The 15,087-nt window shown below is 50.9% G+C and carries 11 protein-coding genes and 1 riboswitch; all 11 genes read right to left on the reverse strand.

The annotated features are described in order from the left end of the window. Positions 1-88: 88 nt before the first annotated feature. The gene (locus FHS16_RS24825; protein ID WP_183569236.1) at positions 89-340 is read right to left on the reverse strand and encodes a hypothetical protein; all 252 of its coding nucleotides are present in this window, start codon (positions 338-340) and stop codon (positions 89-91) included. Beyond that, complete coding sequence (locus FHS16_RS24830; protein ID WP_183569238.1) at positions 327-641, reverse strand: hypothetical protein; 315 nt, start codon at positions 639-641, stop codon at positions 327-329. Before FHS16_RS24830 ends, FHS16_RS24825 begins: the two co-directional genes overlap by 14 nt. Beyond that, positions 641-985: an alpha-helical endospore appendage domain-containing protein gene (locus FHS16_RS24835; protein ID WP_183569240.1), complete on the reverse strand. Its 345-nt coding sequence runs from the start codon at positions 983-985 to the stop codon at positions 641-643. The genes FHS16_RS24830 and FHS16_RS24835 overlap by 1 nt, the downstream gene beginning before the upstream one ends. Positions 986-1,012: 27 nt before the next feature. After that, complete coding sequence (locus tag FHS16_RS24840; RefSeq protein ID WP_183569242.1) at positions 1,013-1,303, reverse strand: nucleoside-diphosphate sugar epimerase; 291 nt, start codon at positions 1,301-1,303, stop codon at positions 1,013-1,015. A 61-nt stretch (positions 1,304-1,364) separates the two neighbouring features. After that, positions 1,365-2,774, reverse strand: a complete 1,410-nt coding sequence (locus tag FHS16_RS24845; protein ID WP_183569244.1) for a glycosyltransferase — start codon at positions 2,772-2,774, stop codon at positions 1,365-1,367. A 252-nt stretch (positions 2,775-3,026) separates the two neighbouring features. After that, on the reverse strand, positions 3,027-7,955 hold the full coding sequence (locus FHS16_RS24850; protein WP_183569246.1) for a WIAG-tail domain: 4,929 nt from the start codon (positions 7,953-7,955) through the stop codon (positions 3,027-3,029). Between the two features lie 154 nt (positions 7,956-8,109). Then, positions 8,110-9,081 (reverse strand): FecCD family ABC transporter permease, encoded by a 972-nt coding sequence (locus FHS16_RS24855; RefSeq protein WP_183569329.1) that lies wholly within the window; start codon positions 9,079-9,081, stop codon positions 8,110-8,112. Positions 9,082-9,143: 62 nt separating this feature from the next. Then, complete coding sequence (locus tag FHS16_RS24860; RefSeq protein WP_183569248.1) at positions 9,144-10,184, reverse strand: FecCD family ABC transporter permease; 1,041 nt, start codon at positions 10,182-10,184, stop codon at positions 9,144-9,146. A gap of 225 nt (positions 10,185-10,409) precedes the next feature. After that, positions 10,410-12,176 carry a phosphomethylpyrimidine synthase ThiC gene (thiC, locus tag FHS16_RS24865; protein ID WP_183569250.1) on the reverse strand — a complete coding sequence of 589 codons (1,767 nt, stop codon included), beginning with the start codon at positions 12,174-12,176 and terminating at the stop codon, positions 10,410-10,412. Between the two features lie 428 nt (positions 12,177-12,604). After that, positions 12,605-12,709, reverse strand: a riboswitch (TPP riboswitch). A gap of 72 nt (positions 12,710-12,781) precedes the next feature. After that, positions 12,782-13,939, reverse strand: a complete 1,158-nt coding sequence (locus tag FHS16_RS24870; protein WP_183569252.1) for a glycosyltransferase family 4 protein — start codon at positions 13,937-13,939, stop codon at positions 12,782-12,784. A gap of 83 nt (positions 13,940-14,022) precedes the next feature. After that, positions 14,023-15,054 carry a sporulation integral membrane protein YtvI gene (ytvI, locus tag FHS16_RS24875; RefSeq protein ID WP_183569254.1) on the reverse strand — a complete coding sequence of 344 codons (1,032 nt, stop codon included), beginning with the start codon at positions 15,052-15,054 and terminating at the stop codon, positions 14,023-14,025. Positions 15,055-15,087: the final 33 nt, after the last annotated feature.

Below are 15,087 nucleotides of genomic sequence, written 5' to 3' on the forward strand. Positions count from 1 at the left end.
ATTCCTTTATGTTTCCGCTAACGGGGAACATGAAGGAATATGGCTTTTCTTTTAGCCTGCTCATTGCCGCTTTTCTTATTTCCCCTTCTCATTGCCGCTTCTCATAAGCGGCCTGATGGCCATCCTCAAAGCCTTTGGCAAATCCGGTATTATAACCATCGTTAAAGGTTTGCCCAAGCTCCGCCCGTTCATTATCTTTCTGGGCAAACCGTTTTCTCGCAACAGGCTTGCGGCGCAGAAGCGTCTTTTGGGGAGCTATGTTTCTTCGGCCTGCCGCCTTGCGCGTACTTTTCGAGCCTTTGCTTATGCCCGCAGCCGCTCTTCTCTTATTGCTCAGCACCCGCTTCACCCCCTGACCATGAAACGCTGTATATGGATAGCTTTTGCTGAAGCCAAGGCTGGGCAGGCCTCCCCTTCCGTCTAATCCGTTTGCGCCAGGCAAGGCCCGTAACCGACTCTGCAATCGATTCTTGCATCGCTGTCAGCGTACTGACATTGTCTCTTAGCAGCTTGCTCGCATAAGGAGAGCTGTCTGCTATTCCCGCCATACTCTCCAGCATGTGCGCAAGCGCATGCTGGCTTCTTGCAAGCGCGGCCAAAAACGCAATTTTCGCTTCCTGTTCGTTACGCGGGCTGACCATTAGTTTTTATCCCCGAAAGAGAAGCCTTTTCCTATTGAAGGCATTGCATCTCCATAGCTTTCACCCATTTCTTCCTCCTGCTGCAGTACCGCCTTCAGAATCGAAACCATGCCTTGATTAAGCTTGGCGATTCCGTCGATAACCTCAATGACTTGATCATGCATCTGAATGGACTGACCAAGCTGCGCCTGCTCAGAGTCAAAGCTATGGCTGTGCAAATGATTGCAAATCCAGTTTCGCATCTTCTCGGCCTCCGCTGCTTTGGCTTCTAGCATAATAGCTATATTCCACTGCATATTCGCCGTTGAGTCCAGCATCCGCAAATACGCCTGTTCGCGGTTCATCGCTGCCCATACCTCCTTATCATTCCGCTATTCTTCCGCGCTTGGTTCCTTAAGCTCTTGGATAACAAAGGTAAGCTGAGCGGCAAGTGTTTCCTGAAACTCAGCTAAGCTATTTAAATAAGCGACGACGCTTTGACCCACCGACTGCGAATGTTCTAGAATCCCGTTTAGACCGCCGAAGCCGGGCTCCTCATCGGGAATCGCCTGTACGATTTCAGAGAGGCGGACAGAAACATGGCGTTCTGCCTCTAATACGCGGGCGAGCTGTACGCTTGCGTGGGACATATGCTGCATGATTTCCGTAATCGAATCGTGCATGCCAAACCTCCTTGCTCCTATATCATATGCGGGCTCCTCCGCAGAGGTACTTTATAGCAAGCTATAAAGCTTGGCGGAGCGTAATAGGCGCGATTATGGGCAGTCCTTCCGGAATAGCCTCAAGCTCCTCCTTGGGAATCATACAGTGAAGGTCATGCTGCAAGCCCCAGCCCTCTGCCGCCAGTCGGCTTAAAATCATTCGTTTTTTTCCGTTTTCGATATAGTAGCTGCTGCCGTCCCCACACTCGCAAACCTTTTTATTGTACAATCTTTCATTTCCTGCATCGTGCAGCATTTCCATATATGCGTATACCTTTTCAGCATCTATTTTCTCGCCGACGGACCATCTCCATAAATCCAGCTGCGACAACCGAATTGTCATTCGGTCATACTGTCCTTCAATCGGTCTCCTCGTGCTGCCATCAATCCAATATGACGTGGCGCCAAGACCCTTTACGACCAGTTGCTGCGGATAAAATAAAGCTTCTCCCAGCTTCTTCGCCTGACTGATCTCCTCATCGGTCATCAGTGCTTGGCGAGAAGGAGCAAAAGCATCGCGCTCGAAAAAGGATTCATCAAGTCCGCTCCACTTGTTCATAAAGTACGTGCTTGCGCTTTCGTAAATATCCATCGGCGCTAGACGTTCACGTTCATTAGAGAAATGCTCATCCGTTTCATTCGAATTCGGCTGCATATGAATATACGCGTCTCTCGCACAAACGAGCGAATAGCCTTGAAGGCGTGCTCGATAGCCATAATCCGCCGCATCGAATGGAGCTTCCGTACAGCCTTCGTCTAAATAGCCGACTCTTTCGAGCAGCTCCCGGCGGAACAGCAGACAGCTGCTCGATAGCCGCTCTACTTGATGCCATTTGGAAGAATTGCTTTTATTATTCATTCTCGCAAACTCCTGCATATCTTCCATATCATCCACATGTAGCGCCATATGCTGCTTTCCTGTCAGTCCGGCAGATACGGGCCCAACAATGCCGATGCTTGAATCGCTATTCAAACAAACAAGCAGATTGTCTAGCCAGTTTTCCGTCGCACGGATTCGGTTATCCAGCAATAGAATCGTAGTCCCCTTCGCCATCATGAAACCAACATTTGCGGCTCCGGTATAGCCTGATGAAGCTGGTAATATACGATATCGGACCTGTCCGTCCAATTGCTTCAAATAGTGTTCGATTCCATCCGTAGAACCGTTATCAACGACGATAACCTCATAAGGCAAATCAGTCTGGTCCATAATGCCTTCAATGCATGCTTTTACAGAATCGACCTCGTTATGACTTGGAATGATGATGCTCGTTCCCTCAAAGTGCGCATCATAGCTTTCTATGCCTGCTTGCACGCCTTGCTTATAGCCCTCAATTAGTCCAGACTTATAACGCTCCATCCGCTTTTCAGCATTGCTTCGCAAACCAGCATTCGTTTTGAGACGTCGGACCGGCCTCTTTTTGCGTCTCATCGTCAACCTCTCCAATCCGTTATATAATCGTGCGTTTCAACATCATATTGTATGTAAGGGAATATGATCCGTAACGGCAACCGTACACTTATCAAGGGCTCGGAACGAATGTTGCTGCATTTGGAATGTCTATATGAGCAGGCTGTAGAATAGAGAGCGCATCATATAGAACCGAAGAGTATCGCCGTATTTAAAAAAAGGACTGCCGCCAAAGTCATCCTTGCGACCTTGGCTAGCAATCCTTTTTCAGGTTTATCCTTTTCCAATTGCGATCCAGTTGATGCTTCCTCTAGGCTCATGACTTATCCGAGTACGAATAATAACAATAGCAGCTTTATCCACAGCCTTGGAATGCACCACAGCATAACAGACGGGATTGTCAGTTGTAACTGTCAATACATACCGATTGTCTGCAAAAGGCTCATCGAATGGGATGATCAACTCTACCTGCTCGGCTTGAACTGCAAAGCTGTATGGCGCCAAGCCAAATTGCTGCTTTATAACGCCAAGTGCTGAGCCGGTGATCACGGGATTGAAGCGCAACGCAGATAACTCTACCGATTGCTGCTGGATATGAACGGCACCAACGGAGTCGCTCGCGATTTGCTCCGGCGGCGATGCCACCACACTCGGAATCAAGCTTGAAAGCAAGTCAGGTGCAAGCTTATCTGCTGAGATGCTGCCCGGTGCGATTTGCTCTGTCCCTACGCTGCCAGACGCCAGCTTCGATCCCGTCACGCTTCCGTCAATTAATTGTGCCGACCCTACGCTGCCTGCTGTCAGCTTCGTTCCCGTTACGCTTCCGTCCATCAGTTGCAACGATCCTACACTGCCAAGTGCTAGTTTTGACCCTGTCACGCTTTCATCCGTAAGCTTCGATCCCGTCACGCTTCCGTCCGCCAGCTGCGCCTCGCCTACACTGCCGACTGCAAGCTTCGATCCCGTCACGCTTCCGTCCGTTAGCTGCACCGAACCTACGCTGCCTAATGCAAGCTTCGATCCTGTTACGCTTCCGTCCGTCAGCTGCACCGAACCTACGCTGCCTGCTGCAAGCTTCGCTCCCGTCACGCTTCTGTCCGTCAGCTGCGCCTCACCTACGCTGCCTAATGCAAACTTCGCTCCGGTCACGCTTCCGTCCGTCAGCTGCGCCTCACCTACGCTGCCAGATGCAAGCTTCGCTCCCGTCACGCTTCCGTCCGTCAGCTGCGCCTCACCTACGCTGCCGACTGCAAGCTTCGGTCCCGTCACACTTCCATCCGTCAGCTGTGCCTCACCTACGCTGCCTGCTGCAAGCTTCGCTCCCGTCACACTTCCGTCCGTCAGCTGCGCCTCACCTACGCTGCCTGCTGCAAGCTTCGCTCCCGTCACGCTTCCGTCCGTCAGCTGCGCCTCACCTACGCTGCCGGCTGCAAGCTTCGCTCCCGTCACGCTTCCGTCCGTCAGCTGCACTGAACCTACGCTGCCGACTGCCAGCTTCGCTCCCGTCACGCTTCCGTCCGTCAGCTGCACTGAACCTACGCTGCCTGCTGCAAGCTTCGTTCCTGTCACGCTTCCGTCCGTCAGCTGCGCCTCACCTACGCTGCCTGCTGCAAGCTTCGTTCCTGTTACGCTTCCAGCCGTCAGCTTCGTTCCCGTCACACTGCCATCTATCAGCTGTGCCTCGCCAACGCTGCCGACTGCCAGCTTAGACCCTGTCACACAGCCATCCGTCAGCTGTGTTTCGCCCACGCTGCCCACTGCCAGCTTCGTTCCTGTCACGCTTCGATCTCTCAGATGTGCTTCGCCTACGCTGCTTATTGACAGCTTCGTTCCACTCACGCTTCCGTCCGTCAGCTGTGCTGCGCCTACGCTGCTTATTGCCAGCTTCGCTCCCGTCACGCTTCCGTCCTTCAGCTGCGCTTCACCTACACTGCCGGCTGCCAGCTTCGTTCCTGTCACGCTTCCATCCGTCAACTGCGCCTCGCCTACGCTGTCAATGGACAGCTTAACTCCCGTTACGCTTCCATCCTTCAGCTGTGCCTCGCCTACGCTGTCAACGGACAGCTTCGCTTCTGTCACGCTCCAGTCAGTCAAGTGCAACTCACCAACACTGCCGGAAGCCAGCTTTGCTCCAGTCACACTTCCATCCTTCAGCAGTGCTTCGCTTATGCTGCTAACTGCCAGCTTCGCTTCCGTCACGCTTCCGTCTGTCAGCTGTAACTCGCCAACGCTGCCTGCTGCCAACTTGGCTCCCGTTACGCTGCCATCTGTCAACTGTTCGCTTCCTACAGCATCCATGGCCAGCTTCTCCCGCGTAACAGCTCTGTCATTTAGCTGCTCGGTTCTTACGCTGCTCGTAGATAGCTGCTTGCTCCCTATCGTCCCTTGCTTCAGCTTGCTGCCCGGAATCAATTCATCGGCCAGCTTATCGAACGCAAGCACGTCGCCAGCCAGATGGGCTAGTGTAATTGTACCCTTGCGAATGTGGTAGCCTTGGATTGTGTCCGACTTCAAATGCTTGCCGGCCAACGATTCCAGTTGTACATGCTCGCTGGAAACCGAATCCTGCGCCAGCTTCGCTCTCGTCACGGACTCATCTTGAAGCGCTAGCTCTCCTACGCTGCTTGGAGTCAAGTGAGCCGCGTGTACCGATTGTGGCTGAAGCTGCTTCGAGCTGATCGACAGCTCAGCAATTTTATCCGAGGTGACAGCCCCCGCTTCGATATGGTCCGTGCATACCGCTTCGGCACGCAGCGCCTCCGCGCCAACAGACCCGTTCTGAAGATGATCGGAAATAATGCTGCCGGCAGCAAGCTTCTCTGAAGTGACCGAATCATTAACCAAATGCGGTCCATGAACGGAGCCCTCGCTGAGATGAATGCCAAGCACCGACGCATTGCCAAGATGCCGGCTGTGTATCGCCTCATCTTCGATTTGCTTCGATTGTACGGCGCCAAATGCCAGCTTCGAAGACGTTACTGCATTGTCCTGCAGCGAGTCCGTACCGACCGATTGCTCAGCTAAGTGGCTCGCTACGATTGCCCTTGCCTCGATATGGGCCGTGCGAATCGCATCCGGCTGGATATGCTGGGTGCCTACCGTTTTGATCGCAATATGGCTAGGCAGAATCGAGTGGGATGCAAGCTTTCCGCTCGTCACGCTGCCGTCTGCCAGCTTAGCTGATGATACACTTAGATCCGTCAGCTTATCTGTAGTAACCGACTCCGGCGAAAGCTTAAGAGAATTGACCACATGATCCGCCAAATGGTGCGAGAACACCGCGCCCGGTGCAATATAACGCTCAGATACAGCCCCCTGCGCCAGCTTGCTGCTCGTTACCGAACCATCCTGCAGATGATTGTTGCCCACTGCATCGGCTGCAAGGTGATTGGCTTCGATGCTGTTTTGCTTCATATGCTCTTTGCCGACAGCATGATCAGCAATCGCCTCGGACGTTACGGAGTCCGCGGCGAAATGATAAGCTCTTAACGCTTCAGGTGCCAGCTTCTGAAAAGTTACGATCTCATCCTTAAGATGTCTGGTTTCTAACGTATCGTTTCCTAATACCAAGCCGTCGACGGCTCCATCCGCCAGCTTCCCGCGTGTGACTGAACCCTCGGCCAGTTGCGCTGTTCCAACCGCTGCATCACCGATATGCATTTCTTTGATAGCTTGTGGAGCGATCTTATCCTCGTTAATGATGCCCCTTTGCAAATGCTTGCGCGCAATCGAGCCGGATGCGATATGCTTTGCTACTACTGCACCTTCTGTCAAATGCCCTTCAACAATTTGCTCCTCGGCAATTTTGTCTGACGTTACGCTCCCTGCTCCCAAATGGCGGGTTAAGACGGAGTCGCTTGCCAGCTTCTGCGCGTTCACGCTCTGATCGGAGAGCTTGGAGATCGTAATGGAGTGATCGACGATTTTGATTGTCGTAACGGATTGATCCGCTAATTTTGAAGAGTTGATAGATTGATCAACGAGATGCTCGCTTTCAATTTGACCCGCTCCGATATGCGAGCTTAGAATCGACTCTTCTTGAAGGTGTGGCGCAGACACCGAGTCAAACGCTAATTGTTCGGCTCTGACAGCTCCCACTTGCAATTCTTCGGTTCCAACCGATCCTTTTGCAAGATGATCGCTTGTTATTTCGCCATGGGCCACATGCAATCCTTGAATAATGCCTGGAGCAACATGCTCGGCTAGGAGTAAGCCTGGCTTCAGATGCTCGGCTTCAATTGCTTCTGCTGCAATTTTGGCGCTTGTAACCGCTCCGTCTCGAATCTTGGAAGAGGTAACCGCGCCTTCGCTGAGCTTTGAGTTGTTAATGCTCTCATTCGCCAAATTTTCAGGACGCACCGCACCGCTTTTTATTTTTTCGAATGTAATGGCTTGGTCAGCAAGCAGCTCTGTCGTAACGAGCAGCGATTTCAGATGCTTTGACTCAATTGAGCCTTCTGCGATTTTGGCTGCATCAATCGTTCGATCTGCAAGCTTATCGGAGGTAATGCTTCCATTCAGCAGCTTGCTGCCAGAGATCGAGTTATCCGCAATTTTGTCACCGGTCACCGACTGACTTGCCAAATGACTAGTAGTAATCGCTTCGTTTGAGATTTTCTCTGATTGAATAATGCCATTGTTAAGATGTATCGCTTGGACGGCATAATCGCTAAGCGAGCTTGCTTGCACGCTTCCTGGCGCCAGCTTGCTGCTATCGATTGAGCCTGGTGCAATCTTCTCAGAAGTCACCGACAAATCTACAAGATCATCGGTATAAATAAAGGCAGGCGGACCCTCTGGCTCCTTCTTCTCTTCGATCTTCTCCAGCTTTTGCTCCAGAGTAAATGCCTCTATCGGTTCCTCTTCCTGCTCGGGAAGAATCTCCTCAAGCAGTTCGTCTTGCAATTGCTCTCCCGCAGCAAGCTGCTCGGCTTCTTGCTGTACATCTTGCTCTACCTCCTGCTCAGCGTCTTCTTCAACATTTTGCTCATATTCTGCCTCGAGGATGGCTTGCGCTTTAATAATGGCTATCGGTTCCGTTTCGTCAGCTGTTATTATGGATGTTTTAACGGCTTGGGCTTGAATGGCCGCCTTCCTTTTGTTCAAATCATCCAACCACTTTAATTCGGAAGTATTGGGATTATCAACATAAAAAAGCGGCTTTCGCCCCTTCGGGCTTTTCCCTTTTCTGCTTTTTGTCATAGTCCTCTCCTTCTCCCACCTGAAATGTCATAGGTAATATATGCAGGTACCCATGGGCTGGATACTGAAATCGAAGGCAAATATGGTTACACGTCTATTCAAACAGCAAAAAACCGCGGAAGCAGCGTGTTTCCGCGGTTTAATTTCACACTGATTATTTGGATCTGGATAACAAATACAAGAAATATGGAGCGCCGATAACAGCAACGACGATGCCCGTTGGAATCTCATTAGGCTGGAATGCCCATCTAGCCAGCGTATCTGCAACGATAACGAGCAGAGCTCCGACGAAAGCCGATGCCGGCACAAGAACCTGATGCTGCGGACCGACCAATCTTCTTGCCAAATGCGGAGCGATAAGCCCAACGAAACCGATACCGCCGCCAACTGCGACACAGGATCCGGCAAGTCCCACGGCTGCGGCAAGCAGCCATGCTCTTTCTTTATTCACCTGGGCACCAAGCCCGATTGCCATTTGGTCCCCTAGATTCAAAGCATTCAAGGACTTTGCCTTGTATTGTACGAATGGCAGAATAATAAGAAGCCACGGCAGCAGAGCAAGCACGTATTTCCAGTTCGTCCCCCAAATGCTTCCCGCCATCCAAACCGCGAAATACTGGTATTTCTCAGGCGTAAGGCGAAGAATCAAGATTTGCATAGATGCGCTGATTCCAGCCGCAACCGCGATGCCGACCAAGATCATGCGGGTCGGCAGCAACCCCCGATGACGCTTGTAGGAAAGCACGAAAATAAGCAATGCCGTTAATGCCGCACCGATCAACGCAAGGAACGGCATAAGAAAAATCGAACCTTTTTGCGTAGGCGGGTAGTAGGAAATAAACAAAATAACTGCTAAACCTGCGCCCGCATTAATGCCGAGAAGTCCGGGATCGGCCAGCGGGTTGCGCGATATGCCTTGGATGATACAGCCAGATACCGCAAAGCCTGCTCCAATCAAAATGGAAATGACGATCCGCGGCAGTCGGAAATCAAACAAAATGAGCTCTTGCTTGTCCGTGCCTGCACCGAACAGCGTCTTCAGAACATCGATCGGCGCTAGTCGAATATAGCCCGTATTCATACTAATAATAAAAGAAACCACAATCAGCGTGCTTAGCACGGTCATAACGAGCACCGCGCGTTTTCTTCTGCGCTGTTCCGTTGCTGTCAGGTATAAAGTATCCACGTTTATTCCCCTTTCATTTTAGTTACAAGATAGAGGAAGAACGGAACGCCGAGTACAGCGATAATAATGCCGATCGCAACCTCCTGAGGCGGATTAATGATGCGCCCGCCAATATCGGCAAGCACCATCAGCAAGCTGCCTAGTACCGCCGAGGAAGGAATAATCCATCTGTAATCTACGCCTACTAGAAAGCGGGAGATATGCGGAATAATGAGTCCGACAAAGCCGATGGAGCCAACTGCGGACACGGCTGTGCCCGCAAGCAGCAAAACGATAATAACGCCTGCTGCCTTTACTAATCCCGTACGCTGGCCAAGGCCTGCGGCTACATCCTCGCCCAAGCTTAGCAAAGTAATGGAACGCGATAACACGATGGCGCCAATCAAAGCGCCGATTACCCACGGAGAGACGATTTGGATTTGCTCCCATTTTGTTCCGGCTACCCCGCCGGCGTACCAAAAGGCCAGATCTTGCCCGATTTTATAATAAAGCGCGATTCCTTCCGTAATAGCCAGCAGAAGCGCACCTACCGCAGCTCCGGCAAGTGTAAGTCTGACTGGCGTTAGTCCTCCCTTGGCCATTGAGCCTATGCCATACACCAACCCCATGGACACTGCCGCTCCAAGAAAGCATACCAACATAAGTCCCGTATACGAAATAGATGGGAAAAACGCAAAGCAAAGCGCCAGCATGAAACCTGCACCAGCATTGATGCCAAGCAAGCTCGAATCCGCAAGCGGATTGCGGGTCATTCCTTGCATGACGGAACCGGCAACCGCGAATGCCGCTCCGACCAATGCAGCTGCAAGTGCACGCGGCATCCGCAGCTCTTTAATAATTTGATGCTGGATGTTTTCTGCGTCAAAGTGAAAAACACCATTCCATACCGTACCTAAACTAATATCTGCTGCTCCGACTGAAATGGATAAAGCCAAGGAGAATAAGAGAGCTGCTACACCGCCGAACAAAATAATCGTAGCCGTTAGAGGCCTTGTGCGCAGCTTGCTGCCTGCCAGCGCTTTGGAGTTTAATGGAGAAGACATCTGCTAACTACCCTTCTGTATGTATACTTTTATGAATAAAAACAAAAAACCCGCTACAATGATAACGATTCTCGTTTTCAATATAGCAGATTTAATCTGTTTTTTCAATCCAATTATTGCACCCTATCAAGACGAAACGGTGCCGCCCCTCTCCATAAGCAGCACCTTGTCTCGTCAATGCACGATACCTTCTTCTACTTATCTGCCGTACGAATTCAGATTTCTTTATTGCCCGTAGATGTTGCTGCCTCCCGCAATAAATGCGTCCGACTTCTCTTTCATACCCGCTTCAATCGCTTCCGTTGTCTCCATTCCATTCTGAGCCGCATATTCTCGGATATCCTGAGAGATGCGCATGCTGCAAAATTTCGGTCCGCACATGGAGCAGAAATGAGCCGATTTCGCGGCGTCTGCCGGCAGCGTCTCGTCGTGATAGGCCATTGCACGCTCCGGATCCAGCGATAAATGAAACTGATCTCGCCAACGGAATTCGAACCGCGCTTTGGACAATGCATCGTCACGCAGCTTTGCCCGCGGATGTCCTTTCGCAAGGTCCGCAGCGTGCGCCGCGATTTTATACGTAATGACCCCTTCCTTCACATCGTCCTTGTTCGGCAATCCCAAATGCTCTTTCGGCGTTACATAGCAAAGCATAGCAGTACCGAACCAGCCAATCATTGCAGCCCCGATCGCCGATGTAATATGATCGTAGCCTGGAGCAATGTCTGTGGTCAAGGGACCCAACGTATAGAATGGAGCCTCACTGCATACCTCGAGCTGTCGATCCATATTTTCCTTGATCAAGTGCATAGGCACATGACCAGGTCCTTCTATCATGACCTGCACGTCATGCTTCCAGGCAATATGGGTCAGCTCGCCCAATGTGTCAAGCTCAGCGAACTGGGCCGCGTCATTGGCATCCGCAATCGAGCCTGGTCGCAGCCCGTCTCCCAGCGAGAAGGACACGTCATAGGCTTTCATAATCTCACAAATATCTTCAAAATGCGTATACAGGAAATTTTCCTTATGGTGAGCAAGGCACCAAGCAGCCATGATCGATCCGCCTCTGGACACGATTCCCGTCATGCGCTTGGCTGTAAGCGGAATGTAACGGAGCAGTACGCCAGCATGGATCGTAAAGTAATCAACACCCTGCTCCGCTTGCTCAATCAGCGTGTCACGGAATACTTCCCAGCTCAGCTCCTCGGCTTTCCCATTCACTTTCTCCAATGCTTGATAGATGGGTACTGTGCCCACCGGTACCGGGGAGTTCCGAATAATCCACTCCCTTGTGGTATGAATGTTTTGACCTGTGGACAAGTCCATGATCGTATCCGCCCCCCACAGCGTTGCCCATGTCATTTTCTCCACTTCCTCCTCAATAGAAGAGGCTACAGCCGAATTCCCGATGTTGGCATTGATCTTTACGTGAAAATGCCGGCCGATAATCATCGGTTCACTCTCAGGATGATTAAGGTTGGATGGAATAATCGCCCTCCCCGCTGCTACTTCACTGCGAATCACTTCGGGATCCATTCCTTCGCGAATAGCAATATACTCCATTTCAGAAGTGACTATGCCTTTGCGAGCGTAATGAAGCTGCGTGACGTTTTCCCCGGCTTTTGCCCGCAGAGGTCTTCTCGACAGTCCGGGAAACCTTTCTGCCCCACGCTCCATCACGCGCTTCTCCGAAATAAATCCGTTGTCCTCCGGCTTTATGTTCCGTCCTTCATACGTCTCAACATCGCCGCGTGAGCAAATCCATTCATTGCGCATTGCCGGCAGTCCCCGCCTTACATCAGCCTCGTAGCTTTCATCCGTATAAGGGCCGCTTGCATCATAGACTCTAACCGGTTCATTCGGCAGCTCCTCACCGTTTCTTACCGCGCTGTGCGAAAGCGCGATTTCCCTCATCGGAACACGTATGCTTGCCTTCGAGCCCGTAACATAAACTTTGCGGCTGCCTGGCAGCGATTTCCATTCAATAGCCATGAATAATAACCTCCCAAGTGAAATTTCAGGTTCCCCTGGTGGCATATACGAGCAATAAAAGAAAGCATAAAAATACCGCCGCTGCAAATCGATGCACATGCATCCTACGCTGAAGCGATTCATGCGCATCTGCTTCGCTTCCCCCATCAGAAGCTTCTACAGCATATAAGCACAAAAAAACCGCTCCAGCAAAGGAGCGGTCGAAGTGTGTCGTTAAACGTGTGCGGTCTGTCCGAAATTTCTAGGAGCAGACACGACTCTACTAGACTGAGCAAGGTGAAACGGCTATCGCCGTACTTTGGCGGCGCGGCGCGTTTCATTCCGAGAAATATAGAGAATGTACAGCCTAAGGATATACTTTCCTATATTTCAAAAACAAGCCGACAAATCGGCCCCTTGCCAAGCAGAGCTCTCACGCGCTGTTTCATAAACGCACAATTCCACTTTCCTACGCTGGCATAACCCAGATCAGGTTCAAAGGGACCAAAGCAATTCGCTTTATCTCAGCCATGACGGCGCCCCTAGTGGATTTCCTTGTTTGACTATAACGTTTCGGAGAGAGCAGTGTCAACCCTCTATTTTCCAAAAAAATTTGAATTTGGAAGCTACAGCCCGCTTTCCTTAAGCAGCTTCACCCAGCGATCCGCCGTATGGCGCCAAGTGAAGGTCTGCTCCACGCGTTCCCTGCTGCGTCTGCCCATTTTCTGCCGCAGCTGCTTGTCGCGCAGCAGCTCATGGAGCCTCTCTCTTAGTTCACGCTCGACATGATGCGGATTAACAAGATATCCGGTATCTCCGTTACGAATAATTTCTTTCATGCCGCCGGCGCGAGTCGCTACAACGGGAACGCCGCAGGACATCGCCTCCACGTTGACTAAGCCGAATGCCTCTCGTGCACCTGAGGGAACGACAACTACATCAGCGGACAGCATCCAGCCCGCAACCTCGGTGTAAGGGACATATGGGACGAACCTTACATGACCGGCGCTTCTGCGGCCCAGCTGCTCAAGTTTGCGTGCATACGCCGTTTTGCGATGGGACCCGTAGAAGGGGCTCCCGACGATAACGACAACCAGCTCTGGATGGCTTTTGGCGAGCTGAGGTACGATATTCAACAAGTGATGAACACCTTTAAGGGGAATGAGCCGGCCCATAAAGAGCACGACCTTTTTGCCGCTTAGTCCCCGCTTCTCCCGCAAGCTCTCTCGTCTTGCCGCGCCTTCCGCAGAATACTGTGACTGGAAGCGGTTCGTCTCAACGCCAGGGTATATGACCCGCAATTTTGACGCTACCTCGGGAGCTTTGGATACGACTACACGCCGGAGAAATTCACTGTTGACGATGATCTTATCTGCTGCCTGCAGACACTTATGGAGCATTGCGGATGAAATATAAGGAGAAGAAATGAACGTAGAGGAATGCAAATAAAGCCAGACGCGCTTGCCTGGGTTCATCTGCTTCATTTGGAGTACGAATTGTGGACGGTTTTCGACGTCAATAACATGCGGCGAGAACCTTTTGACCGCACGGCCGACCTCACGGATATATCTCTGCTTGTTGCCGGCTGCAAAACGCTCGCAAACGACGCCGTTGAAGTGACCTTTCCGCGGCAATCGCTTGCTTAATCTACCAAAGATGCGCGGCTCAGCATAAGGCTTGAGCAGCGGAGCGAATTTCTCTACCACCCGCTCGACAGAGCTGCTTCCTGAAGATGGAATCGGGAAAGAGCCCGGGGTGACAATTGCCACTTTAATGGGTGCCATTTAATCGTATGCCTCCTGCTGATCTGCTATTTTGCAGTATCATACGCATCGATATAAGGCTTTGACACGGCCTGTCGCCAAGGCTAAAGCTTGAATTTCATTTGGAATAATCCGGCTTTCCGCGCTGCCATGTATATAATAACGACAAGCGGTCCGATGAATACGCCAATGACTCCGACTAGCTTAAATCCGACATACAAGCTGATAAGCGCTGACAATGATCCAATTCCAACGGAATCACCTAGAATCTTAGGCTCCACGATACGGCGGAACACTGTAATGACCAAAAACAGAATGATCAGCCCAACGCCTACGTAAAGATTGCCCGTCAGAATTAAATAGCTCCCCCAAGGAACGAGCACCGAGCCTGTGCCAAGAATCGGCATAATATCCACGATGATGATGAGCAGTGCGATAGCTAGCGGATATTTGACATTAAGTACGAGCAAGCCGATTAAAGAAATGATGTATGTAAGAGCACTCAATATAAATTGAGAGCGCAAAAATCCAAATATCGATTTCTTAAGGTTATTCAGCAAAGCGTCGACCTTCTGCTGCGATTTCTCTTCGAACAAAGACAATATCGTCGTCTTCATCGTTGGCAGGCTGAAGCTCATCATATAGACCGCGACCAAGAAGACAATAAAGAAGATAAACATCCCAGGAATGCTTGATGCGAAAGCAATGACTGTGTTCGATAAGGTTCCGACCATCTTGGTCAGCGTACTTGTTAGACCCATCAGCCAGTTTTCCAGTGTTTCGATCGCATCCGGCGGGAAGTTCTGGTACAACGATTGCGCTTGATTCATCAAATCATCAACCATGCCGTTGGCATCCTCGAAATAATTAGGCACCTTTTTGAAAAAGGCGATTAGCTCTGCAACTACTTTGACACCAAGCAGCGCGATTAGTCCGATGAGAATAATCGTAAACAAGCTGCTAGAAATCGTAGCTGCCAGCAATCGGTTCATTCGAAACCTTTTCATAAAGAGCTGATTAAGAGGCTCTAGAAATATGGCAACGATAAGCGCGAGCAGGAACGGAGCTCCCACCGTAAAAAACAAATACAGCAGCAGCAATCCTAATCCAATAAATACAATTGTCTTGATTGACAACAGCTTCTCCTCCTTTCTTAATTCTATATGCTG

The organism is Paenibacillus endophyticus (assembly GCF_014192395.1).
Lineage (GTDB): Bacteria > Bacillota > Bacilli > Paenibacillales > Paenibacillaceae > Pristimantibacillus > Pristimantibacillus endophyticus.